This window comes from Variovorax sp. YR216, assembly GCF_900107745.1.
Lineage (GTDB): Bacteria > Pseudomonadota > Gammaproteobacteria > Burkholderiales > Burkholderiaceae_C > Variovorax.
Genome location: NZ_FNRO01000003.1, coordinates 624,758 through 648,263 on the forward strand (window position 1 = coordinate 624,758; position 23,506 = coordinate 648,263).

Annotated in this window: 21 protein-coding genes; 9 read left to right on the forward strand and 12 right to left on the reverse strand. The window is 68.2% G+C overall.

Annotation, left to right across the window (positions count from 1 at the left end):
• The 4 genes from ureC to BLW05_RS12930 all read right to left on the reverse strand — a co-directional run bounded on the left by ureC (window position 1) and on the right by BLW05_RS12930 (window position 3,074).
• Complete coding sequence (gene ureC / locus BLW05_RS12915) at window positions 1-1,719, reverse strand: urease subunit alpha (protein WP_093162999.1); 1,719 nt, start codon at window positions 1,717-1,719, stop codon at window positions 1-3.
• Window positions 1,719-2,024, reverse strand: coding sequence for an urease subunit beta (locus tag BLW05_RS12920; RefSeq protein WP_088958853.1), 306 nt, complete (start codon window positions 2,022-2,024; stop codon window positions 1,719-1,721). Before BLW05_RS12920 ends, ureC begins: the two co-directional genes overlap by 1 nt.
• A 10-nt stretch (window positions 2,025-2,034) precedes the next feature.
• Window positions 2,035-2,634: a HupE/UreJ family protein gene (locus tag BLW05_RS12925; RefSeq protein WP_093163000.1), complete on the reverse strand. Its 600-nt coding sequence runs from the start codon at window positions 2,632-2,634 to the stop codon at window positions 2,035-2,037.
• A gap of 137 nt (window positions 2,635-2,771) precedes the next feature.
• Window positions 2,772-3,074: an urease subunit gamma gene (locus BLW05_RS12930; RefSeq protein WP_093163002.1), complete on the reverse strand. Its 303-nt coding sequence runs from the start codon at window positions 3,072-3,074 to the stop codon at window positions 2,772-2,774.
• A gap of 80 nt (window positions 3,075-3,154) precedes the next feature.
• Between BLW05_RS12930 and BLW05_RS12935 the strand changes: the two genes are divergently transcribed.
• From BLW05_RS12935 to BLW05_RS12960, 6 genes are all read left to right on the forward strand, one after another.
• Window positions 3,155-6,652, forward strand: a complete 3,498-nt coding sequence (locus BLW05_RS12935; RefSeq protein ID WP_256330273.1) for a hybrid sensor histidine kinase/response regulator — start codon at window positions 3,155-3,157, stop codon at window positions 6,650-6,652.
• Complete coding sequence (locus BLW05_RS12940) at window positions 6,649-7,662, forward strand: response regulator transcription factor (RefSeq protein ID WP_093163005.1); 1,014 nt, start codon at window positions 6,649-6,651, stop codon at window positions 7,660-7,662. The genes BLW05_RS12935 and BLW05_RS12940 overlap by 4 nt, the downstream gene beginning before the upstream one ends.
• A 63-nt stretch (window positions 7,663-7,725) precedes the next feature.
• Window positions 7,726-8,394, forward strand: coding sequence for a hypothetical protein (locus tag BLW05_RS12945; RefSeq protein ID WP_256330257.1), 669 nt, complete (start codon window positions 7,726-7,728; stop codon window positions 8,392-8,394).
• A 217-nt stretch (window positions 8,395-8,611) separates the two neighbouring features.
• The gene (locus BLW05_RS12950; protein WP_143044826.1) at window positions 8,612-9,253 is read left to right on the forward strand and encodes a hypothetical protein; all 642 of its coding nucleotides are present in this window, start codon (window positions 8,612-8,614) and stop codon (window positions 9,251-9,253) included.
• Window positions 9,254-9,499: 246 nt separating this feature from the next.
• Complete coding sequence (pepE, locus tag BLW05_RS12955) at window positions 9,500-10,210, forward strand: dipeptidase PepE (RefSeq protein WP_093163008.1); 711 nt, start codon at window positions 9,500-9,502, stop codon at window positions 10,208-10,210.
• 89 nt (window positions 10,211-10,299) lie between these two features.
• Window positions 10,300-11,325 carry an adenylate/guanylate cyclase domain-containing protein gene (locus BLW05_RS12960; RefSeq protein ID WP_177142638.1) on the forward strand — a complete coding sequence of 342 codons (1,026 nt, stop codon included), beginning with the start codon at window positions 10,300-10,302 and terminating at the stop codon, window positions 11,323-11,325.
• 39 nt (window positions 11,326-11,364) lie between these two features.
• Here BLW05_RS12960 and recJ read toward each other — a convergent pair whose 3' ends face one another.
• Window positions 11,365-13,074 (reverse strand): single-stranded-DNA-specific exonuclease RecJ, encoded by a 1,710-nt coding sequence (recJ, locus tag BLW05_RS12965; RefSeq protein WP_093163012.1) that lies wholly within the window; start codon window positions 13,072-13,074, stop codon window positions 11,365-11,367.
• Between the two features lie 2 nt (window positions 13,075-13,076).
• Window positions 13,077-14,048, reverse strand: coding sequence for a hypothetical protein (locus tag BLW05_RS12970; protein WP_093163013.1), 972 nt, complete (start codon window positions 14,046-14,048; stop codon window positions 13,077-13,079).
• A 35-nt stretch (window positions 14,049-14,083) separates the two neighbouring features.
• On the opposite strand from BLW05_RS12970, the gene BLW05_RS12975 reads away from it, so the two are divergent.
• Both BLW05_RS12975 and lolD read left to right on the forward strand, forming a co-directional pair.
• Window positions 14,084-15,340 (forward strand): lipoprotein-releasing ABC transporter permease subunit, encoded by a 1,257-nt coding sequence (locus tag BLW05_RS12975; RefSeq protein WP_093163015.1) that lies wholly within the window; start codon window positions 14,084-14,086, stop codon window positions 15,338-15,340.
• On the forward strand, window positions 15,333-16,025 hold the full coding sequence (gene lolD / locus BLW05_RS12980; RefSeq protein WP_093163016.1) for a lipoprotein-releasing ABC transporter ATP-binding protein LolD: 693 nt from the start codon (window positions 15,333-15,335) through the stop codon (window positions 16,023-16,025). The genes BLW05_RS12975 and lolD overlap by 8 nt, the downstream gene beginning before the upstream one ends.
• Here lolD and BLW05_RS12985 read toward each other — a convergent pair.
• Window positions 16,000-17,595: an MFS transporter gene (locus BLW05_RS12985; protein ID WP_093163018.1), complete on the reverse strand. Its 1,596-nt coding sequence runs from the start codon at window positions 17,593-17,595 to the stop codon at window positions 16,000-16,002. The genes lolD and BLW05_RS12985 overlap by 26 nt on opposite strands.
• Window positions 17,596-17,604: 9 nt before the next feature.
• Complete coding sequence (locus BLW05_RS12990; protein WP_093163019.1) at window positions 17,605-18,045, reverse strand: carboxymuconolactone decarboxylase family protein; 441 nt, start codon at window positions 18,043-18,045, stop codon at window positions 17,605-17,607.
• 97 nt (window positions 18,046-18,142) lie between these two features.
• Between BLW05_RS12990 and BLW05_RS12995 the strand changes: the two genes are divergently transcribed.
• Window positions 18,143-19,591 (forward strand): MocR-like pyridoxine biosynthesis transcription factor PdxR, encoded by a 1,449-nt coding sequence (locus tag BLW05_RS12995; protein WP_093163200.1) that lies wholly within the window; start codon window positions 18,143-18,145, stop codon window positions 19,589-19,591.
• Here the strand turns inward: BLW05_RS12995 and BLW05_RS13000 are convergent.
• From BLW05_RS13000 to BLW05_RS13015, 4 genes are all read right to left on the reverse strand, one after another.
• Window positions 19,573-20,331, reverse strand: coding sequence for an SDR family NAD(P)-dependent oxidoreductase (locus BLW05_RS13000; RefSeq protein ID WP_093163020.1), 759 nt, complete (start codon window positions 20,329-20,331; stop codon window positions 19,573-19,575). The two genes, BLW05_RS12995 and BLW05_RS13000, sit on opposite strands and share 19 nt — an antisense overlap.
• A gap of 151 nt (window positions 20,332-20,482) precedes the next feature.
• Window positions 20,483-21,523 carry a VWA domain-containing protein gene (locus BLW05_RS13005; protein ID WP_093163021.1) on the reverse strand — a complete coding sequence of 347 codons (1,041 nt, stop codon included), beginning with the start codon at window positions 21,521-21,523 and terminating at the stop codon, window positions 20,483-20,485.
• On the reverse strand, window positions 21,520-22,512 hold the full coding sequence (locus tag BLW05_RS13010) for a DUF58 domain-containing protein (RefSeq protein ID WP_093163022.1): 993 nt from the start codon (window positions 22,510-22,512) through the stop codon (window positions 21,520-21,522). The genes BLW05_RS13005 and BLW05_RS13010 overlap by 4 nt, the downstream gene beginning before the upstream one ends.
• On the reverse strand, window positions 22,493-23,503 hold the full coding sequence (locus BLW05_RS13015) for an AAA family ATPase (protein ID WP_093163024.1): 1,011 nt from the start codon (window positions 23,501-23,503) through the stop codon (window positions 22,493-22,495). Before BLW05_RS13015 ends, BLW05_RS13010 begins: the two co-directional genes overlap by 20 nt.
• Window positions 23,504-23,506 lie beyond the last annotated feature (3 nt).

Below are 23,506 nucleotides of genomic sequence, written 5' to 3' on the forward strand. Positions count from 1 at the left end.
TCAGAACAGAAAGTACCGCTGCGTCATCGGCAGCGCCACCGCCGGATCGCAAGTCAGCAGCTGCCCGTCCGCGCGCACCGCGTAGGTCTGCGGATCGATCTCCATCTTCGGCGTGTACGCGTTGTGAATCATGTGCTGCTTGCGCACGCCGCGGATGTTCTTGACCGCGCTCAGGTGCTTCGCAAGTCCATAGCGCTGGCCGATCCCCCCTGCAAGACCGGCTTGCGAGACGAAAGTGAACGAGCTCTTCGCGACCGATCCGCCGAACGAGCCGAACATCGGCCGGTAGTGCACTGGCTGCGGCGTCGGGATCGATGCGTTCGGATCGCCCATGGCCGCCATGGCGATCGTGCCGCCCTTGAGGATCGCAAACGGCTTCACACCGAAGAAGGCCGGCTTCCACACCACGAGGTCGGCCCACTTGCCGACTTCGATGCTGCCCACTTCGTGCGAGATGCCGTGCGAGATCGCCGGGTTGATCGTGTACTTGGCCACGTAGCGCTTCGCGCGGAAGTTGTCGTGGCGCTCGGCGTCCTCCGGCAGCTTGCCGCGCTGCGCCTTCATCTTGTGGGCGGTCTGCCAGCAGCGGATGATGACTTCGCCGACGCGGCCCATGGCCTGGCTGTCGGAGCTGAACATGCTGATCGCGCCCATGTCGTGAAGGATGTCCTCGGCCGCGATGGTTTCCTTGCGGATGCGGCTTTCGGCGAAGGCGAGGTCCTCGGCGATGCCCGCGTCGAGGTGGTGGCACACCATGAGCATGTCGACGTGCTCGTCGAGCGTGTTCACGGTGTAGGGCATCGTCGGGTTGGTGGATGAGGGCAGGAAGTTCGCCTCGCCCACCACGCGCAGGATGTCCGGCGCATGTCCGCCGCCCGCGCCCTCGGTGTGGAAGGCGCAGATCGCGCGGCCCTTCACCGCCGCGATGGTGTTTTCCACGAAGCCTGATTCATTGAGCGTGTCGCTGTGGATCGCGACCTGCGTGTCGGTGGCGTCGGCCACGTCCAGGCAGTTGCTGATCGCGGCCGGCGTAGTGCCCCAGTCCTCGTGCAGCTTGAGGCCGATCACGCCCGCATCGATCTGCTCGTGCAGCGAAGCCGGCAGGCTCGCGTTGCCCTTGCCGAGAAAGCCCAGGTTCATCGGGAAGGCATCGGCTGCCTGCAGCATGCGCTCGATATGCCACGGCCCCGGCGTCGCGGTGGTCGCGAAAGTGCCGGTCGCAGGGCCGGTGCCGCCGCCGAGCATGGTGGTCACGCCCGAGGCCAGCGCTTCCTCGATCTGCTGCGGGCAGATGAAGTGGATGTGGCTGTCGATGCCGCCTGCGGTGACGATGTTGCCTTCGCAACTGATGACTTCGGTGCCCGCGCCGATCACGATGTCCACGCCGGGCTGCACGTCCGGATTGCCGGCCTTGCCGATCGCGACGATGCGGCCGTCCTTCAAGCCGATGTCGGCCTTCACGATGCCCCAGTGATCGAGGATCAGTGCATTCGTCATCACCGTGTCGACCGTGCCCTCGGCGCGCGTGCGCTGGCCCTGCGCCATGCCGTCGCGAATGGTCTTGCCGCCGCCGAACTTCACCTCTTCGCCGTAGCCGCCGGCATGCAGGGTGTAGTCCTCCTCGACTTCGATCACGAGGTCGGTGTCGGCGAGGCGCACGCGGTCGCCGACGGTGGGTCCGAAGATTTCCGCGTAGGCGCGGCGTCCTATGGTTGCCATCAGAGCTTTCCTTGCACCAGGCCGCGGAATCCGTAGACCACGCGGTCGCCGGCGAAATCGACCAGTTCGACCGTGCGCTGCTGGCCCGGCTCGAAACGCACCGCGGTGCCGGATGCGATGTTCAGCCGCATGCCGCGCGCGGCCTCGCGGTCGAAGCCCAGTGCGCCGTTGGTTTCCGCGAAGTGGTAGTGCGAGCCGACCTGGATCGGTCGGTCCGCGGTGTTCTGCACGACCAGCGTGATCGTGCGGCGGCCGGGGTTCAGGACGTGGTCGCCCTCGTCGGTGATGAGTTCGCCGGGAATCATCGGCTGCGCCTCAGGCCAGGCCGCCGAGCAGCGCGGCACCGAAGAGGGCCACGACCGCGCCCGCCACGCGCGGCGCCCAGCGATGGCCATGGCGCAGCGACCAGCCGATGGCGATGCCGGCGACATGCAGCAGCACGGTTGCGGCCAGCATGCCGGCCAGGGTGAGGGCCGCGCCCGACTCGCCGGCCAGTTCCTGCCCATGCGCCACGCCGTGGAAAACCGCGAACACGCCCACCAGCGATGCAGCCGCGAGGGCTGGCAGGCGGCGCTGCGTGGCCACCAGCAGGCCGAGCACGAGCAGCGAGGCGGCGATCATCGGCTCCACGGCCGGCAGCTGGATGCCCGCCAGTCCGGCCACGGCGCCGGCCAGCAGCATGACGGCAAAGCCCAGCGGTGCCCACAAGAGGTCGGGCCACGCGCGGCGCGCGGTGAGTGCGCTCCAGATGCCGACGGCCACCATCGCCGCGAGGTGATCCGCGCCGGTCAGCGGATGAAGAAAGCCGGTGGCGAAGCCGTGATGAACTCCCCCGTCGACTCCCGTGTGCGCGCTGGCGGCCAGCGGCAGGGCAGACAAGAGGGCGATGACAGATGCAGAGCGAATAGGGCGCATGGAAAGTCCTTGCAAATGACGGAGACAACCGTGGATCGTGAGGCCAGAAATACCGCGGAACCGGCTTCGCCGGGCCGCAGGTGTTGCCCCCTGCAAGGGGGTGGAGAGCGACACGAAGTGCGCGAGCCTGGGGGTGTTCATAGGATCGGCTGGTGCACGGTGACCAGCTTGGTCCCGTCGGGGAAAGTGGCTTCGACCTGGATGTCCGGGATCATTTCCGGCACGCCGTCCATGACGTCGGCGCGGGTCAGCACCGCGCGGCCTTCGCTCATGAGCGCGGCCACGCTCTTGCCGTCGCGCGCGCCCTCCATGACCGCGGCGGAGATCATCGCGACCGCTTCGGGGTAGTTGAGCTTGAGGCCGCGCGCGCGGCGCCGTTCGGCCAGCAGCGCGGCGGTGAAGATGAGGAGCTTGTCTTTTTCTCTCGGTGTCAGTTCCATGGGTGGACCTTGGCGCTTTTTCGGCGCGGCCATTATGGGCAGGCATGACGCTTTGCAACAGTCGTGCCGTGGCACGACTGTTGCACCGTTTCCCCGTGCACCCGACCGCCGTTCCCCCCGCCCCGAGCGATGACGCGCCGCAGCGCATCGTCAAGGTCCGGCGCGACTACAACAGCTGGGTCGCCCGGGAAACGCTCGAGGACTACGCGCTTCGCTTCACCCCGCAGCGCTTTCGCCGCATGCCCGAATGGCGCGTGGCGAGCACCGCGTTCGGCGGCGCGGCGTCCTTCCTGATCCTCGAGGCGGTCGGCGCCACGCTGCTGGTGCAGTACGGCTTCGTCAACGCCTTCTGGGCCATCCTCGTCACCGGGCTCATCATCTTCCTTGCAGGGCTGCCGATCAGCGTCTATGCGGCGCGCTACGGCGTAGACATGGACCTGCTCACGCGCGGCGCGGGTTTCGGCTACATCGGCTCCACGCTGACCTCGCTGATCTACGCCTGCTTCACTTTCATCTTCTTCGCGCTCGAAGCGGCTGTGATGGCGTATGCGCTGGAACTGGCGCTCGGCATTCCGCCCGTGTGGGGCTACCTCGTGTGCGCGCTGGTCGTCATCCCGCTGGTGACGCACGGCATCTCCGCCATCAGCCGCCTTCAGGTCTGGACGCAACCCATCTGGCTGCTGATGCTGGTGGTGCCCTTCGGCTATGTGCTCGCGCGCGATCCTGGTGCGTTCTCGGGCATCGCGCACTATGTTGGCGTGAAGTCGTCCTCGATCGGGTTCGATCTGCACCTCTTCGGTGCTGCACTCACTGTCGGCATTGCGCTCATCACGCAGATGGGCGAACAGGCCGACTACCTGCGCTTCATGCCGGCCTGCACGCCGGCCAATCGCGGGCGCTGGTGGGCGGGCGTGCTGGCCGGCGGGCCGGGCTGGGTGGTGCTCGGCGTGCTCAAGATGCTCGGTGGCGCGCTGCTCGCCTATCTCGCGATCAGCCACATGGTGCCGCCCGAGCGCGCGATCGATCCGAACCAGATGTACCTCGCCGCCTACGAGTACGTCTTCCCGAACTATGGCTGGGCGGTGATCGCGACCGCGGTGTTCGTGGTGATCTCGCAGCTCAAGATCAACGTCACCAACGCCTACGCGGGCTCGCTCGCATGGAGCAATTTCTTCTCGCGCGTCACGCACAGCCACCCTGGGCGCGTGGTGTGGGTGGTGTTCAACGCGCTCATTGCCTTCATGCTGATGGAGATGAACGTGTTCGAGGCGCTGGGCGACGTGCTCGGTCTCTACGCGAACGTCGCCATCGCCTGGATGATGGCGGTGGTGGCCGACCTGGTGATCAACAAGCCGCTCGGGCTGTCGCCACCGGGCATCGAGTTCAAGCGCGCACACCTGTGGGACATCAATCCGGTCGGCGTCGGCGCGATGGCGCTGGCGTCCGTGGTGTCGATCACCGCGCACCTCGGCGTCTTCGGGCCGCTCGCGCAGGCGTTCTCTGCATTGATTGCGCTGGGCACCGCCTTCGTGGCTTCGCCCGTCATTGCCTGGGCCACGCGCGGCAAGTACTACATCGCGCGGCCCGCCGTCGGCGCTGTGCATTGGATGCGCGCCGAGAACGATGCCGGCAGCTACCAGCGGCTGGCCGTGCAGCGCTGCGCCATCTGCGAGCGCGAATACGAAGGGCCCGACATGGCGCATTGCCCGGCCTACCAGGGGCCGATCTGCTCGCTGTGCTGCACGCTCGATGCGCGCTGCGGCGACCTGTGCAAGCCGCACGCGAGCCTTTCGGCGCAGTGGTCCGGTGCGCTGCGCTGGTTGCTGCCGCGCCGCGTGTGGCCCTATCTCGATACGGGGCTCGGGCACTTCCTGCTGCTGATGCTGATCCTTGCGCCGCTGCTCGCGGCGGTGTTCGGTGTGCTCTACCAGCAGGAACTGCGCGCGCTGGCCGAAGGCGCGCTGACGGAGAGCGCGATGCTCGACATGCAGCCCGCCGCGCTGCGCTCCGGCTTCCTCAAGGCGTACATGGCGCTGCTGCTGATCGCCGGCATCATCGCGTGGTGGCTGGTGCTCGCGCACCAGAGCCGCAAGGTGGCGCAGGAAGAATCCAACCGCCAGACCCATTTGCTGATGCGCGAGATCGAGCTGCACCGCGAGACGGATCGCGCGCTGCAGGAAGCCAAGCGCATCGCCGATCAGGCCAACCAGGCCAAGAGCCGCTACATCAGCGCGATCAGCCACGAGCTTCGCACGCCGCTCAACAGCATCCTCGGCTATGCGCAACTGATGGGCGAGGACAGCGCCGTGCCGCCGCATCGCCGGCAGGCGGTCGCGGTCATCAAGCGCGGCGGCGAGCATCTGCTGTCGCTGATCGAGGGCACGCTGGACATCGCGCACATCGAGGCGGGCAAGCTCACGCTCAGTGCGAAGCCGATGCAGTTCGCCGAAGTCATGCGAGAGCTTGCGGACATGTTCGAGCTGCAGGCGCTCGAGAAGGGCCTGGCGTTCCGGTTCGAGCCGACCGGCGCGTTGCCGGAGGTGGTGCGCGCCGACGAGAAGCGCGTGCGCCAGATCCTGATCAACCTGCTCGGCAATGCGATCAAGTTCACTGCGGCCGGTGAGGTCGCCCTGCGCGTGCGCTATGCGCGCGAGTTCGCCGCGATCGAGATCGAGGACACCGGCCCCGGCATGTCGCCCGAGGAGCTGGGCCATATCTTCGAGCCCTTTGCACGCGGATCGACCGCCGCCGGCGCGGCGTCGGGTGCGGGGCTCGGCCTCACGATCGCGAAGATGCTGATCGACCTCATGGGCGGCGAGATGACGGTGCAGAGCACCCCGGGCGTAGGCTCGGTGTTCCGAGTGCGCCTGTTCCTGCCGCATGTGCACGAAGCGCCCGTGGCCAGTGCGCGCCGCGTGCGGGCGCCACGCGCGCGCCGGGGCTACGAGGGCAAGCGCCGGCGCCTGCTGGTGGTCGACAACGAGGAGGCCGATCGCGACCTGCTGGTGCATGTGCTCGCGCCGCTCGGCTTCGAACTGCGCACCGCGGCGAGTGGTCACGATGCGCTCGACCTGATCGCGGCCGGCTGGCGCCCCGATGCGATGTTCGTCGACCTGGCGATGCCGGGCATCGACGGATGGGAGACCATCCGTCGCTCTCGTGCCCTCGGCCTCGCCGACGCCGCAGTGGCGATCGTGTCCGCCAATGCCTTCGACAAGCGGCTGGAGAACGACGTCGGCATCACGCCCGAGGACTTCTTCGTCAAGCCGGTGCGCCACAGCGAACTGCTCGACTGGCTCGAGCGCCGGCTGGCCCTGCAATGGACCGACAACGCGGCAGCGGCCCCGGCTCCCGCCCCGCAGGCGCTGCGCACCGTCGTCCCCACGCCGGAACGCCTTCGCGCGCTCGAGGAGGCCGTGGGCCTGGGCTACTTTCGCGGAATCATGAACCAGCTCGATGACATCGATGCGGCCCAGCCCGAGTGCGCGGAGTGGACTTCCACGCAGCGCGGATTGGCCCGCCAGTTCCAGTTCGAAGCCATGACCCGCGCGTTGAACGCGGCGGCAGGTGCGGCATGAGTTCGACACCGTCCACCCCACTCGTGCAATCGCTCCGGGAAAGCGGCGGCAACACCGACCTCGTGCTCATCGTCGACGACGTGCCCGACAACCTCGCGGTGCTGCACGATGCGCTCGACGAATCCGGCTACACCGTGCTCGTCGCCACCAGCGGCGAGCAGGCCTTGCAGCGGACCGCGCAGGCCAAGCCCGACATCGTCCTGCTCGACGCGATGATGCCGGGCATCGACGGCTTCGAAGTCGCGCGCAGGCTCAAGGCCGATGCGGCGACCGCGCACATACCGATCGTCTTCATGACCGGGCTCACCGAGACCGAGCACCTGGTCGCCGCGCTGGAGGCCGGTGGCGTCGACTACGTCACCAAGCCGATCAAGCCCAAGGAAGTGCTCGCGCGCATGAACGTGCATCTGCAGGGTGCGCGGCGGGCGCGGCAGGACGCGCGGCAGGCCGGACAGGCGCGCAATGCGCTCGATGCCTTCGGCTATGCGAGCTTCACGGTGCGCATGCCCGAGGGCAAGCTGATCTGGCAGACCGTGCTCGCGCGCGAGCTGCTCCTGCGCTATTGCGGCACCAGCGCGCCGGTGACGCCGCCCGCGGTGATCGAATGGCTGCAGCGTCATCTGCCCGATGCCGTGGAGCGGCAGCTCGAGCCGCCGGTGTTGTCGATCGAACAGGGTGCAGCCAGCCTCAACCTGCGCCTGCACCAGCAGACCGGCCAGGACGACAGTGGCGGCGAGTGGCTCATCATCATGCGCGAGATGTCGGACACGGCGGTGATCGAGGCCATGAGCCTGAGCCTGAAGCTCACGCTGCGCGAGGCCGAGGTGCTGTACTGGGTGGTCAAGGGCAAGACCAACAAGGACATCGGCGAGATCCTCGGCAGCAGCCCGGCCACCGCCAAGAAGCACCTCGAGCGGGTGTACGTGAAGCTCGGTGTCGAGACCCGGACCGCCGCGGCCGGCGTCGCGATGAAACGCATCCGGGAGTTGCAGCCGCAGTTCGAGATCTGAGCCGCGGCCGCCGGAGCGGCATTGTTGCGATGCATTCATCGGCGCTCCATAGAATCCGCCGCCATGTCTCGATGGATCCTCGCCGCCTTCCTTTTTTCGCTCGCCTCGGGTTCTCAGGCGGGCGGGCATTTCGATATCGATGACGCCGGCACGCTGGACCCGGGCCGCTGCCAGTACGAGGTCTGGGCCGGCCGCTTCGGCGAGGACAAGGTCACCGACTATCACCTGGGCCCTGCCTGCCGGGTCGGCCCGGTCGAACTGGGCCTGAACATCGACCGCTATTCGGTCCCGGGGGAGCATGCCTATTTCCTCGGGCCGCAGGTCAAGTGGACCTTCTTCGGCCAGGACCCCGAGGCACGGCTCGCCGCGGCGGTGTCGGCGAGCCTGACATTCGATGTCACACGTGGCGGCCGCACGGGTGGACAACTGGTGATTCCCGTGAGCTGGCGTGCGCTCGACAGCCTGTGGATCCACGCCAACCTCGGTGCGGATTGGGCCACGGGCACCGGCGAGCGCACCGGCCGCGGCGGCTTGCAGGCCGAGTGGGCGGTGAACGATACCGTCTCGCTGATCTTCGAGCGCTTCCGTGCGCTCGGCACATGGACCTCGCGCGGCGGCCTGCGCTACAGCGTGAACCCGTCCGTCAGCATCGACCTCAGCGCCTCGCGCAGCGGGACGCAGGGCGTCTGGGGCTACGCGATCGGTCTCAACCACGAGTTCCGCGGCTTCTAGGCGATCGCCGCGGCGCATGGCATACGCCCTGCGTCCGGGCCGAGTGAGCGCATGCATCCCCCGAACGGCGGATGTGCAAAGGCCATTGTCGAATGCAGACTCCGCCTCGTCGCAACGGCACAGGAGACGAAATGGTGGTTCCCGCAATGCGCGGCGTGCGCTGGCCGCGCGTCATGGCTGCTTCATTCAACCGTGATGTAGTTCACGCTTATTGCAAGTGAGGACTGACCACGCTATGTCGCGATACGAAGCATCCTTGCACACTGATTCGCAGTCGAAAAAACCCCGCGAAAGGCTCGCTATGCGAATCGTGCGGACCCCGTCGAACAAGGTCGAAGGCCCGATTTCCGACTACCACGTGCTGACGTATGCCGACTCGGGCTTCGGCCCCTTGCCGCACTACACGAAGCGCCGTGTTCCACGTGACCAGGTGGAGGAGATCGTCAGCCGCATCAACCAGCGCGACGAGGCGGCCACCTTCTTCCCTCTGCCACTGAGCGCGGTGCCGCGCAAGGTGATCTGGGACAAACTCCATTGGTCGGAGCTTCGCGCGCATCTTGCGGACTTTCTCCAGGTCAACGCGCGTGCCTTCGGGGCGCGCCGCATCCTCATCGATATGCAATCGCCGCACGGTACTGCACATGTCATGGAAGCACTGCGCGGCGCGGTGGAAGACGTGCCGCCGGTCTGCGTGGAGGAGATCGTCGTGGTGACCGCGGCAGAGGGCGTGGATGAGCAACCGCAGCTCTCCCGACGCCAGCGGGACGCGAATGTCATCGCGGCCATCGCCAAAGACCACGAGGCCGCCGAAGCCGAAAGCCGCAACCGGCGATCACGGGCGCAGCAGCGCACGTTCTGAGCGAAACAGAACTGCGCGCCCTTCCAGCGGGAGGCGCAGACGCCTGCAGCGGCCCGGCGTGGCCGCACCACATGCCGTCCGACGGCCCACCTTGATGCCTGAACTCACAAGTCGCTCCTGAGCGCTGAGCGCGCGCCAGGGGTCGCATGCGCTCGTCCGGGTAATCCCGCATGACGAGTCGGGTCCAATGCGGTGATCGCGCGGCTGCTGCCGGAACTGGTCCAACCTTCCTGAAAGGCTTCTGTCATGCGCCTCTTGCTCCTGAGCAACTCACGCACGCCCACGGGCGAATACCTGACGGCCGCGCTGGAGCCGGCCCGCGCGCTCATTCGCGACCGGCGCCGGGCGCTCTTCGTGCCGTTCGCCGGCGTCACGATCGAATGGGATGCGTACACCGACAAGGTCCGGCAGGCCCTGTCGCCGCTGTCGCTCACGATCGAAGGCATTCATACGCAGCCCGATGCACTGAATGCGGTGCACAAGGCCGAACTCATCATCGTCGGCGGCGGCAACACCTTCCATCTGCTAAAGTGCTGCCGCGAGCGCGGCTTGCTCGGCGCGATCGCCGAGCGCGTGCGAAGTGGCGCGGCGGACTACATGGGCTGGAGCGCGGGTGCGAACCTCGCGTGCCCCACGATCTGCACCACCAACGACATGCCGATCGTCGACCCGGGCGGCTTCGACGCGCTGGGGCTGGTGCCTTTCCAGATCAACGCGCACTACACCAATGCGCTGCCGGCGGGCCATCAAGGCGAGACGCGCAACGAGCGGCTCGCCGAACTGCTCAAGGCCCGGCCGGCGATGCGCGTCATCGGCTTGCCGGAAGGCGATTGGCTCGACGTGGAAGACGAGCGGGTCCGTCTGGCGGGGCTGCATGCGGCACCCTGGTTCGAGGCCGGCGCCGAGCCGGTCATCCTGCAGCCGGGCGAGGAACTTCGGCCCCACCGGGCTGCGTGAGGCGGGGTCCTCAGACTCGAGCGCAAATGGTCGAAACACTTTCCGCCGTCACGCGAGAACGGCTGCGACGTTTCATGCGCGTCCTGCGCGTGGCCGCGGTCATCGGTGCGGGCGTCGGGGCGGTCTACGGTGGCGCGATCGCCGGATCGGGTGCTCGCGCGCTACTCGGTTCCCTGCTGATCTCCATACCGATTGGGGTCATCGACGCCCTGGTCACGGCTGCATGGATCGCCGGCATCGAGCTCTTCATGCTGCCTCGCGTCTGGATGCGATGGCTCGATGCGCTGCCCTTCGCTGCGGTGTTTGTCCTGAAGACGCTTGTCTATGGCGCGATCGCAGGGGTGGTCCTCACTGGACAGCCGGGGGAGCGCTTGTTGGGCGTCGTCAACGTCTATAACGCGCGCACCGGCCTGATTGCGGTCTTCCTCTCGCTCGTGCCCGTTGCCGTCCTCGTGATGATGTTTCAGGCTGCGGGCCTCGTCGGGTACCGCACGTTCACGGCGCTTCTGCTTGGAAGATATCGCAGGCCCTTCGTCGAGCGTCGCTTCTTCCTCTTTGCCGACGTGGTGGGCTCGACCGCGATCGCCGAGCGCCTCGGCCCGCTGGAGGCGCATCGCTTCCTCGCCGCAGTGTTCTCGGCAGTGGCCGAACCGATCGAGCTGTGTCGAGGCGAGATCTACCAATACGTCGGTGACGAGATCGTCATCACCTGGGTCGAGGCCGACGGCCTTGCCGATGCGCGGGCCCTGCGCTGCTTCTTCGCGATGCGAGCGGCGCTCGCCGCGGACGCACCCCGGTTCGTCCAGCGCTTTGGCGTGTCACCGGAACTGCGTGCGGCCCTGCATCTGGGCGAGGTCATCGCCGGCGAGGTCGGCCAGGTGCGCCGTGCGATCGTCTTTCATGGCGACGTCATGAACACGACCGGTCGCCTGGAGCAAGCGACCCGCGAAGTCGGATGCTTCTTCATCGCATCGGCGGAAGCGCTCGCCTCCCTGGGTCCGCCACCTGACATCCGTACCCACGACCTTGGCATGCTGGCGCTGCGCGGACGAATCGAGCCCATCCATGCATTCTGTGTCGAACGCGACAGGAGGGATCGGTCGTTCAGACAATGAAGGCCGGCAATACATGACGCCCTGGCCGAGTGCGTTGACTCAGATCTCGGCGCCTTCGACCAGGAACCTGACGCGTCGCACGCCCTGCCACTCGTCGGCATCGAGCCGGTAGGCGATCACCACCTTCGGCGGCAATGGCTCGGTGTGGCCGAACCAGATGCCGTCGACAGGCTTGCCCTTGTGCCTGAGCTTGAGTGCGAGGTGCTTCTCGCCCACCAGCCGCTGCGAGACGACCTCAACCTCCTCGCTGAAGGTCGGCGGCGCGAAGCCTTGGCCCCACACCTCGCGATGCAGCGTGTCGACCAGGTCGACGCGCAGATACTCCGGCGCGAGCGGCCCGTCGGTGTCGAGCCTGCGCGTGAGCGTGGCCGCATCGAGCCACTCCTGTGCGACCTGGGCGAGCGCCTTCTCGAACACCGGAAACTGCTCGCGCGCCACAGTGCAGCCCGCCGCCATTGCATGGCCGCCGAAGCGCAGCAGCACGCCGGGATGCCGCTTGGCGACGAGGTCGAGCGCATCGCGCAGATGAAAGCCCGGAATGGAACGGCCCGATCCCTTGAGCTCGTGCTCCTTGCCGTCGGCGCCGCTGGCCGCGAAGACGAACGTCGGCCGGTGAAAGCGTTCCTTGATGCGCGAGGCCACGATGCCCACCACGCCTTCGTGGAAGTCCGCGCCGAACACGCTGATGGCCGCCGGCGGCTGCTGGGTGTCGTCGAACATCGATTCCGCCAGCCGCAGTGCCTGGTCGCGCATGCCGCCTTCGATGTCGCGGCGCTCGCGGTTGATGCCGTCGAGCATGCGCGCGAGTTCGTCGGCGCGGCCGGCGTCATCGGTCAGCAGGCATTCGATGCCCAGCGTCATGTCGGCCAGGCGGCCGGCGGCGTTGATGCGCGGGCCGAGCGCGAAGCCGAAGTCGAAGGTGGTCGCGATCGCCGCATTTCGCCCCGCCGCCTTGAACAGCGCCGCGACGCCGGCCGGCATCGCACCCGCACGGATGCGGCGCAGGCCCTGCGCGACCAGCCTGCGATTGTTGGCGTCGAGCCTCACGACGTCGGCCACTGTGCCAAGCGCCACCAGCGGCAGCAGCGTGTCGAGCTTGGGCTGCTGCGTCTTGTCGAACACGCCGCGCTGCCGCAGCTCCGAGCGCAGGGCCAGAAGCACATAGAACATCACGCCGACGCCGGCGATGCTCTTGCTTTCGAACTCGCAGCCCGGCTGGTTCGGATTCACCATGACATCCGCGGCGGGCAGCTCGATGCCCGGCAGGTGGTGATCGGTCACCAGCACCGACAGGCCGCGCGCCTTCGCGGCCGCCACCCCGTCGACGCTCGCGATGCCGTTGTCCACGGTGATGAGCACGTCCGCGCCGCTGCCCGCCACGCGCTGCGCGATCGGCGGCGTGAGGCCGTAGCCGTCGGTCACCCGGTCCGGCACGAGGTAGGTCGCATGCTTCGCGCCGAGCAGGCGCAGGCCGCGAATGGCGACCGCGCAGGCCGTCGCGCCATCGCAGTCGTAGTCCGCGACCACGCACAGACGCTTGTCGTCACGGATCGCATCCGCCAGCAGCACGGCCGCTTCGCGCGCGCCGCGCAGCGTGTCTGGCGCCAGCAGCAGCGCGAGGCCGTCGTCGAGCTCGGCCCGGCTCAGCACGCCGCGCGCCGCGTAGAGCTGTGCGAGCAGCGGATGCACGCCGGCCTGCTCGAGCGCCCAGGCGCTGCGGGGGGGGATGTCCCTGGCAATGATCTTCATCGTCACAGCCCTCCGAGCACCGCGATGGCCGAGGGCCGGCTGAACATGCTGCGAAGCCGTTGCCCGATGCCGCGCGACTGCACGCCGAAGCGCTGTGCTCCGCGATCGCCGCAGAGGGTGATCGCCACATCCGCGCCGTTCGCGCAAGCCGTGAGCAGTTCGAAGATCGGGCCCTTGTCGAGCGCTTGCCATGCCGCCGCCCACGCGAGGCCGTCGTCTCGCAGCGCGGGCGCGCGCAGGTCGCCGACCACCTCCGGTTCGGATGAAGGGCTGTCGGTGAACAGGCCCGGCAGGGCGCCGGTGCCGCTGAGCCAGAAGGAATTGATCGGTGGCGCGCCGCGCGCCGCGCGCTCGTCGTTCACGCGCTCGGTGTAGAGGAGCATCTGCATTTCATTCTGAAGGCGCCGCAGGGGTCGCGCGGCATCGGACAGCGGCGACCACTCCGAAATCGGAAAGCCGACCGCGCGATCGATCGACGCGGTCGCGAGACCGTCGAAGACCTTGCCGCAGGCCAGCCAGCGGCTGGGCACCGACGAGGCGTGCAGCGCGATGCCGTCCTCGGCGAAGAAGGGTTGCGCCACCGCGAGGAGCGCGGCGGATTCGGAGGCATCGATCTCGATCGCCGCGGGATCGCCGAGCACCACATCGTCGATGCCGACCTGCCAGTGACACAGCGTCGCGGCGCCCCAGCTCGCGCCGGCGTCCGTGGGCTGCAGGCCGAGCCTGCGTGCTTCCAGCGCCGCCCACGGAATGCAGCCGTCGGCTGCCGAAATGCCCAGCGATTTGGCAAGCGCGCGCTCATGCGGGGGTGTCAGGGTGGTGTCCTCCTGCGTATCGCCGCTGACCAGCGCGAGCCGCGACAGCAGCGCTTCGAGCTTCGGCAGCCGCAGCCCAGCCAGGGCTTCGCGGCAGGCGGGAGAGCCGCGGCCGGCGAAGGGAATCAACAAATGGCGGGGAGAGGGCGGGGCGGACATGGGCCTATTGTCCGGGATGCCACAATTCGAGCCCTATGCGACTCCCCTACGAACTGCAACTCGGCTGGCGTTACACGCGCGCGGGCCGGGCGACGCGGCGCAACGGCTTCATTTCATTCATCTCCGGCGTGTCGATGTTCGGCATCGCACTGGGCGTCGCGGCGCTGATCATCGTGCTCAGCGTGATGAATGGCTTCCAGAAAGAAGTGACCGACCGCATGCTCGGAGTGATCTCGCACATCGAGATCTTCTCGCGCGACGGACAGGCGCTCGGCGACATCGACGCGATCATGGCCGAGGCCCGCAAGAACCCGCAGGTGATCGGCGTCGCGCCGTTCATTGCCGCACAGGCGTTGATTGCCCGCGGCGAAGACATGAAGGGCGCGATCATCCGCGGCATCGAGCCCAAGCTCGAAGGGCAGGTGACCGATCTTTCGAGCACCACGCAGCATGGCGCGCTGGACAAGCTGGTGCCGGGCCAGTTCGGCATCGTGCTCGGTATCGAGCTCGCGCGGTCGCTCTACGTGCGCGAAGGCGATCAGGTCACGCTGGTGGCGCCGGGCGGGCAGGTCACGCCGGCGGGCGTGGTGCCGCGCCTCAAGCAGTTCACCGTGGTCGGCACCTTCGATTCGGGCCACTACGAGTACGACTCCTCGCTCGCGATGATCCACGAGGAGGATGCCGCGCGGATCTTCCGCCTCGAAGGGCCGAGCGGCGTGCGCCTCAAGCTCAAAGACCTGCACCAGGCCCGCGAAGTGGCCGAGGAACTCGCCGCGACGCTGCCGGGCCAGTTCCTCATCCGCGACTGGACGCGTGCCAACAAGACCTGGTTCGCGGCGGTGCAAGTCGAGAAACGCATGATGTTCATCATCCTCACGCTGATCGTCGCGGTGGCGGCCTTCAACCTCGTTTCCACGCTGGTGATGACGGTGACCGACAAGCGCGCGGACATCGCGATCCTGCGCACGCTCGGATCGAGCCCGAAGAGCATCATGGGCATCTTCGTCGTGCAGGGCGCGATGGTCGGCGTCATGGGCACCCTCGGCGGGCTGCTGCTGGGCCTGGGCATCGCCTACAACATCGACGTGATCGTGCCGGCGCTGGAACGGCTCTTCCACGCCAGTTTTCTGCCGAAGGACATCTACCTCATCAGCCAGATGCCCAGCGATCCGCAGCGCGGGGACATCATCCCGATCACCGTGATCTCGCTGATCCTCGCCTTCGTGGCCACGCTCTACCCGAGCTGGCGTGCGAGCCGCGTCAATCCCGCGGAGGCGCTGCGGTATGAGTGAATCGAAGAACGGCGCGGTGCTGAAGGTACGCGGGCTGACCAAGCGCTTCAACGAAGGCCGCAGCATCGATCTCACCGTGCTGCACGGCGTGGACCTCGACGTGCATGCCGGCGAGACGCTCGCGATCGTCGGTGCGTCCGGCTCGGGCAAGAGCACGCTGCTGCACCTGATGGGCGGCCTCGATGCGCCCACCAGCGGCAGCGTCGAGCTGCACGGCGAGAACATGGCGCTGGTCGATGCGGCCGAGCAGGGGCGCCTGCGCAACATGCATCTGGGCTTCGTCTACCAGTTCCATCACCTGCTGCCGGAGTTCAGCGCGCTCGACAACGTCGCGATGCCGCTGCGCATTCGCCGCATGGAGCCTCCCGAAGCGCATCGCGCCGCCGTCGAGATGCTGCGCGCGGTGGGGCTCGGCGAGCGCGTGCAGCATCGCCCGGCGGAGCTGTCCGGCGGCGAGCGCCAGCGCGTGGCGATCGCGCGTGCGCTGGTCACGCAACCCGATTGCGTGCTGGCTGACGAGCCCACCGGCAATCTGGACCGCGCGACGGCGGATGCGGTCTTTGCGCTGATGCTGCGCCTGGCGCATGAGCGCGGCACGGCCTTCGTGTTGGTCACGCACGACGAGAGCCTGGCGGCGCGCTGCGATCGTGTGCTGCGGCTCACGGCCGGCCGCCTCGCGGGCTGAACGTAGCGCGACGCCTGAGGGCCGGCGCGCCCCGGAGCGCACGTTCGCCGAGCACCAGCGCGAGACACGCGATCGCCACCAGCATCACGACGAAGAAGTAGTCGAGCGCCGCCATGAAGGTTGCCTCCTGCGCCGCCTGAAGGCCGAGTTGCGCGATGGCGATCTGGGGTGCTTCGGCAGGGCCGTGCGTGGCGGCGAAATGGCGCGTGAGCTGGTCCAGCGTCTGCCCGACCGCGGGATTCGAGGGTGACAGGCTTTCGCTCAGCCGCGTGAAGCGAACGCTGCTGCGCCATTGCATGCACAGCGTCGCGAGCGCCGTGCCGGCGGCGATGCCGAACTGGGCCAGCATGTTCTTCACCTGGTTGGCGTGCGAGAAGGTCGTGTCGTCGCGCTGGAGCGTCTGGAAGGTCTGCATCGCGGTGGTCGACAGCACCACGATCACGAACGCGCCATTGAAGAGCAGCGCCGGCACCACGCTGTGCAGCGGGTTCGCCGTCTCGCTGAGCCGGGAAAGTTGCCACGCGCAGAGGAGGAGGGCGCCGAAGCCGACCAGGTAGTAGCGCGTCGGGCCGGGGCTGTGCGGCAGCAGTCGCGACAGCACGATCCAGCTCGCCACGCCGGCCAGCGCGCCGATGCCGAGGTAGCGGCCGATCGTCTCCAGCGGCAGTCCGAGTGCGCGCTGCAGCAGCACCGGCAGCATCAGGTTGTTGGCGCCCAGCACGAGATAGCACAGGCCGAACATCGCCAACCCGACGAGGTAGCGCGTCTGCGCCAGTTCGCCGAAACGGATGAGCGGACGCGCACGGCGGCGGTCGGTGCGCACGAAGAGCGCGAGCGCGGGCAGTGCGAGCGCCGCCAGCAGGCCGAGCGTGCCTGCATCGGTGAAGAAGTCGAAGCCCGAACGCTGCAACGCGTGCAGCAGAAGGAAGCTGCCGCCCATCAGCGCGAGCAGGCCGGTCGGATGCGGCTGGGACGTTGCTTCGGGCACGGGCAGGGCGTCATCCAGCGTCCATGCCGCGAGCGCCGCCAGCAGCGCGGCAGGCAGGAGCAGGCCGGCAAACGCCGCCCGCCAGCCGGCCGTCGCGAGCGCGGCGGATGCCGCGATCGGGCCGGCGACGATGCCCCACGCCACGCCCGAGGCGAAGAACTTCACGCCGGTGAAGCGACGCGGGGAGGGCGGGATGCGGCTCACGAGCACGCGGCCCGCGGTCATGAAGGACGCGCAGCCCAGCGCCATGACAAGGCGCCCTGCGGCGAACTGGAGCAGGTTGCCGCTCGACGCACAGGCCAGCGCGCCGACGGCGAAAAGTGCGCTGGCGGCGAGCAGCGTGCGCCGCCAGCCGAGCCGCTCGACCACCCACCGGTGCATCGACAGCACGCCGATGGCGACCATCGCATAGAGCGTGGCGACGAGGCTGTATTCCTCCGGGCCGGCACCGATGTCGCCCATGACCGGCGCGGCGTTGAAGGCCACGATGCCCGTCTGCAGGAAGTCGCTGAAGGGCAGGGCCGCGATCAGCGCATACAGCGGCAGCTTCTGCGCAAGCGGCGGATTCGCGGCGGCGGCCATGGCGGGTCCTCAGGCAGTAAGCGTCTTGCGGAAGCCGATCGAGAGGCGGTTCCAGGTGTTGATGAGACCGATCGCGAGCGTCAGGTTCACCATCTCCGCTTCGCTGAACTCGGCGCGCAGTGCGTCGTAGTCCGCATCGGGTGCATGGCTGTCGGCGACCCGGGTGATGGCCTCGGTCCAGGCCAGCGCGGCGCGCTCCCGGGGCGTGAAGAAGGGTGTCTCGTGCCATACCGACACGGCGTACACGCGGCGTTCGCTCTCGCCCTTCTTGCGCAGGTCGCTCGCGTGCAGGTCGACGCAGAAGGCGCAGCCGTTGATCTGCGAGGCGCGCAGCTTGACGAGGTCAAGCAGCCCGGGTTCGAGGCCCAGCTTGCCGGCCGCGACTTCCAGTGCGATCAGCGCCTTGAGTGCATCGGGCGAGGCTTTGTAAAAATCGAGTCGTTGTTGCATGGTGTGGCTCCGTCGCGGTGGTTGATGGGGTCAATGCTAGGAACCGATGGCCTCCGCGAAGGCGGCCAATCCCAGCCATTTGCAGGAGGCCAATCGGATGGAGTTGCATGTCGTCATCGAGGGTGACAAGGACCTGACCGGGCAGCTCTACCGGCAACTGAAGGACGCGATCCGCACCGGCCGGCTGCCGGCAGGCGAGAAACTGCCGCCTTCGCGGCTGCTGGCCGAGCAACTCGGTCTCTCGCGCAAGACGGTGTCCGAGGCCTACGCACGGCTCACCTACGACAAGCTCCTGGTGGGTCGCGTGGGCAGCGGCACTTTCGTCGCGGGCGATGTGAAGCCCCGGGGCGTGACCGCCGCCGCGCCATCCTTCGCGGGCGCGGCCACCGCGGCGCGCTGGCGCAGCATGGACACGCCGCTGCGGCATCCCGCGCCGGAAGGCAACTCGCGCTACGAGTACATCGGTGGCGCTCCGGCGCGCAGTCTCTTTCCGCATGCCGACTGGCGGCGCTGCGTGCTTCATGCGCTGCGCGAAGGGGCGCGTTCGCGCGGGCTGTACGGGCCGGTGGAAGGCATGCCGGTGCTGCGCGCGGCGATCGCCCGGCACGCGGCTTTCTCAAGGGGCGTGCGCTGCGGAGGGGACGACGTCATCGTCACCAATGGCGCCCAGCAGGCGCTGGATCTCGTCGCGCGCGTGCTCGTCGAGCCGGGCAGCACGGTGGTGGTCGAGGAGCCGGGCTACCCGCCGGCGCGGCTGCTGTTCGCCGCGCAGGGTGCGAGCGTGGTCGGCGTGCCGGTCGACGCGGAAGGCATCGTGGTCGATCGAATTCCCGACGGCACGCGGCTCATCTACGTCACGCCCGCGCACCAGTTTCCGCTCGGCATGCCATTGAGCATGCGGCGGCGCAAGGCGCTGCTGGCGCGCGCCCATGCGCTCGGCGCGATCGTCATCGAGGACGACTACGACTGCGAATTCCGCTACGAAGGCCGCCCAACCGATTCGCTGCAGAGCATGGACACGCAGGGTTGCGTGGCCTTCGTCGGCACTTTCTCGAAGACCTTGTCACCCGAGTTGCGGCTGGGCTACCTGATCGCGCCGCCCGCCATCCTCGAAGCGGTGTGCGTCGCCAAGCACCTGAGTGACTGGCACACCGCCACGCCGGCCCAGACGGCGCTGGCGAAGTTCATCGGCGACGGCGATCTCCTGCGGCACGTCCGGCGCTGCCATGCGGTCTATGCGCAGCGGCGGGAGCGGATCATCCGGCGCTTCGCGGGCGACCTGGCGCCCTGGTTCGAGCTGGTGCCGGCGACCGCGGGCATCCACCTCGCGGCGCTGTGCCGCAGGCCGCTCGACATGGAGATGCTGCTGCGGCTCTCGCGCCGCGTCGATGTCGGGCTCTATGCGCTCGACGGCTTTCATCACTTCGGCCCCGTGCGGCAGGGCCTGATGATGGGCTACGGCGTCATCGAGACGGAAGACATCGATCCGTCGCTCGACCGCCTGCGCGACATCCTGATGCAGATGGATCAGGCCGCGATCGAGTAGCCGCCGTCCACCGGGATCGCGGTGCCGGTGATGAAGTCCGAGCCCGCGCTGGCAAGAAACACCGCGATGCCCGCGAGATCCTGCGGCTGGCCCCAGCGGCCCGCGGCGGTGCGTGCGATCACGCGCTCGTTCAGGCCCGGCACCTGCGCGCGTGCGCCGTCGGTCAGGTCCGTCTGGATCCACCCCGGCAGCACCGCGTTCACCTGGATGCCGTCCGCGGCCCACGAAGCCGCCATCGCCTTGGTGAGCTGCACGATGCCGCCCTTGCTCGCGCCGTAGGCCGGCGCATAGGGGGCGCCGAAGATCGACATCATCGAACCGATGTTGATGATCTTGCCGCCGCCGGCCGACTTCAGATGCGGATGCGCGGCGCGGCAGCAGAGGAAGGCGCTGGTGAGGTTGGTGTCCATCACCTGGTTCCATTCGGCGAGCGCGAGCTGGTCCACGGGCTTGCGCACCGTGGTGCCGGCGTTGTTGACGAGGATGTCGAGCCGGCCGCAGCGGGCCGCGAGCTGGTCGAACAGGGCCTTTACCGAATCTTCGTTCGTCACGTCGGCTTCGAGCGCGAAGCTGTCGCTTCCTGCCGCCTTCAGCGCGTCGACGGCGGCGGCCGACTTCTGCGCATTGCGCGCTGCCACCACGACGCGCGCGCCGGCCTTCGCCAGGCCCAACCCCATGCCGAGGCCGATGCCGCCGTTGCCGCCCGTGACGAGCGCGACCTTGCCCTTCAGATCGAACATCCTTGTCTTTCCTTTTTGCGGATGAGGGTTACTTCTTGCCGCCCTTCTTCGCAGCCCTTGAACCGGCGCTCGGCGCGGCGCCCTTGTTCACCGGCAGTTTGCATTGCCCGAAGGTGCAAGCGCGAAGTGGATCGAGGAAGCGAGCCGCAGCTCACAGGATGCGGTTGAACCAGAGCAGCGAGAGTCCGGCCGAGAGCAGCGCGAGCCCGGCCGCTGCCATCGCGAAGAGCGCCGAGATCTCGGTTTCCTTCTTCTCGACGGTCAGCCGCGAACTCAGGGAGGTGTAGACCTTCTTCAGATCGGTGGCCGTGCCCGCGTAGAAGTACTCGGCGTTGGTCTTGTTGGCGATGGCCTTGAGCGTCTCTTCGTCGAGCCGCACGCGCATCGACCAGCCCTCGAAGCCGATGGTCTCGCCGTCGACCGTGCCGATGCCCACGGTGTAGACGCGCACGCCGCGATCGGCCGCGACCTTGGCCGCATCGAGTGGGTCGACGCCGGTGGTGCGCTGGCCGTCCGTCAGCATGATGATCGCGGCAGAGGTGTACGAGCCCGGCGCGACCGGCGTGAACTCCTTGGCCGGCTGCTTGCCCGCGCGGTCGATCGGCGTGCCGCGCTCGCGGCTCTGCGGGCCGAAGTCGGAAATGTCGATGCCCGCATCGGGGAACAGCGTGGCGAGCGACACCACGATCGCATTGCCGGTCGCGGTCGCGCGCTGGAGCTGGAAGGAGTCGATCGCGGTCACGAGGTCTTCGCGGTTGGTGGTGGGCAATTGCGCCACCTGTGCGCTGCCGGCGAACGCGACGATGCCGACCTTGACGGTGCGCGGCAGTTCCTTGATGAAGCTCTTGGCCGCTTCCTGCGCGGCAACCAGCCGGTTGGGCTGCACGTCTGCGGCGCGCATGCTGCCGGAGACATCCATCGCGAGGATGATGGTCTGCTGGTTCGACGGCAGCACCACCACCGCCATCGGCCGCGAGGCGGCGATGAGCATTGCAGCCAGCGCCAGCATGAAGAGGAAGGGCGGGATGTGCCGGCGGATCGTCTGGCTCGCGCCCATCGCCTCGCGCACGATCGACAGGCTCGCGTAGCGCAGCGCGAGTTTCTTCTTGCGCCGCAGCAGCCACAGGTAAAGGAGCACCAGCAGCGGCAGCGCCAGCAGCAGCCAGAGAAATTGGGGCCAGAGGAAATTCATGCTGCCACCACGGTCGAGTTAGCCAGCCCGGTGCGTACGCGACGCTTTCGCATGTCGGCGAATCGCACGATGGCCTCTACGAGGTCATCGTCGGTCGAGAGTTCGATCGTGTCAACGCCCACCTTGGCAAGCGATTCGCGCAAGGCGACTTCGCGCTCGGCAGCCAGCCGCGCGAAGCGCTTGCGGAAGCCGGCGTCGTGCGTGTCGACCCAGAGCTGCTCGCCGGTTTCGGCGTCGCGCAGGGGTACGAGGCCGAGGTCGGGCAACTCGAGCTCGAGCGGATCGAACAGTCGCACCGCCACCACGTCGTGGCGCTGCACCAGATGGCCGAGCGGGCGCTCCCATCCGGGCTCGCTGAGGAAATCGGAGACCACGAACACGGTCGAGCGGCGCGGCATCAGCACGGCGGCGGACTTGAGCAGATCCGCCAGCCGGGTCATTCCCTGCTGGGCGACCTCCACCTTCGTGGCGCGCCGCTCCATCGCGTGGAGAAGATGCAGCACGTGGCGGCGGCCGGTGCGCGGGGGGATCACCGCTTCGATGTCGTTGCCGTAGACCATCGCGCCCACACGGTTGCCGTGCCGCGTGAGCAGCCGCGCGATCACGCCGACGAAGCCCGCTGAAATCTCGCGCTTGGCGCGCACACCGGAGCCGAAATCGACCGAACGGCTCAGGTCGAGCACGAACCAGGCGGCCATCTCGCGGTCTTCGGTGAAGACGCGCACGTAGGGCGTCTGCAGCCGCGCGGTGACGTTCCAGTCGATGTGGCGCACGTCGTCATGGTGCTGGTATTCGCGCAGGTCGGCGAGGTCGAGACCCGCGCCGCGCATCAGCGTGCGATAGTCGCCCTGCAGCAGGCCGTCGAGGCGGCGGATCACGGTCCATTCGAGCCGGCGCAGCGCGCGTTCGACGCCGCTCGCCGCCGCTTCGGCGGCCGCGAGCGCGTCGTCGTTGGCGGCTTTCCCGCGCTTAGGCCACCAGCTTTTCATGCTCGAGCGGTTTGGCGGGGGCGGGCACGGCCCGCATGATCTTGTCGATGAGGCTGTCGGGCGTGAAGCCCTCGGAGAGGCCTTCGTAGGACAGCGTGACGCGATGCCGCATCACATCGGGCACCAGCGCGGTCATGTCCTCGGGCAGCGCGTAGCTGCGGCCGCGCAGCAGCGCGAGCGCGCGTGCGCCTTCGGTCAGGCTGATGCTCGCGCGCGGGCTCGCGCCGAAGGTGATGAAGCGGCGCAGGTCCTTCAGGCCGTGCTTCTCCGGCGTGCGCGTGGCTGACACGAGCCTGACCGCGTACTGGATCAGCGAAGGATCGACATAGACCCGGCGCGCCTCGGCCTGCAGCGCGGCGAGCTGCTCGGTGGTCGCCACGGGCATGGCCGCGACCGGGGGACCGATCACGCGCTCGACGATCACGAACTCTTCCTCGTCCGTCGGGTAGTCGACCAGCACCTTCATCATGAAGCGGTCCACCTGCGCCTCGGGCAGCGGGTAGGTGCCCTCGGTCTCGATCGGGTTCTGCGTGGCCATCACGAGGAAAGGGCGCGGCACCAGGTGCGTCTCGCCGGCGATCGTGACCTGGCGCTCCTGCATCACTTCGAGCAGCGCGCTCTGCACCTTGGCCGGCGCGCGATTGATTTCGTCGGCCAGCAGCAGGTTGGCGAAGACGGGGCCCAGCGAGGTGCTGAAGTCGCCCGTTTTCTGGTTGTAGATGCGCGTGCCGACCAAGTCCGCCGGCACGAGGTCGGGCGTGAACTGGATGCGCTTGAACTGCCCGCGCACGGTGTCGGCGAGCGTCTTGACCGTCAGCGTCTTCGCCAGGCCCGGCACGCCTTCGACCAGCAGGTGGCCGTTGGCGAGCATCGCGACCATCACCCGTTCGAGAAACCGGTCCTGGCCGACGACGACGCGCTTGACCTGATAGAGGATCTGCTCCATCAGCTCGGCCGTGGATGCGGAGGTCGATTCGGTGTCTGTGCTCATGCG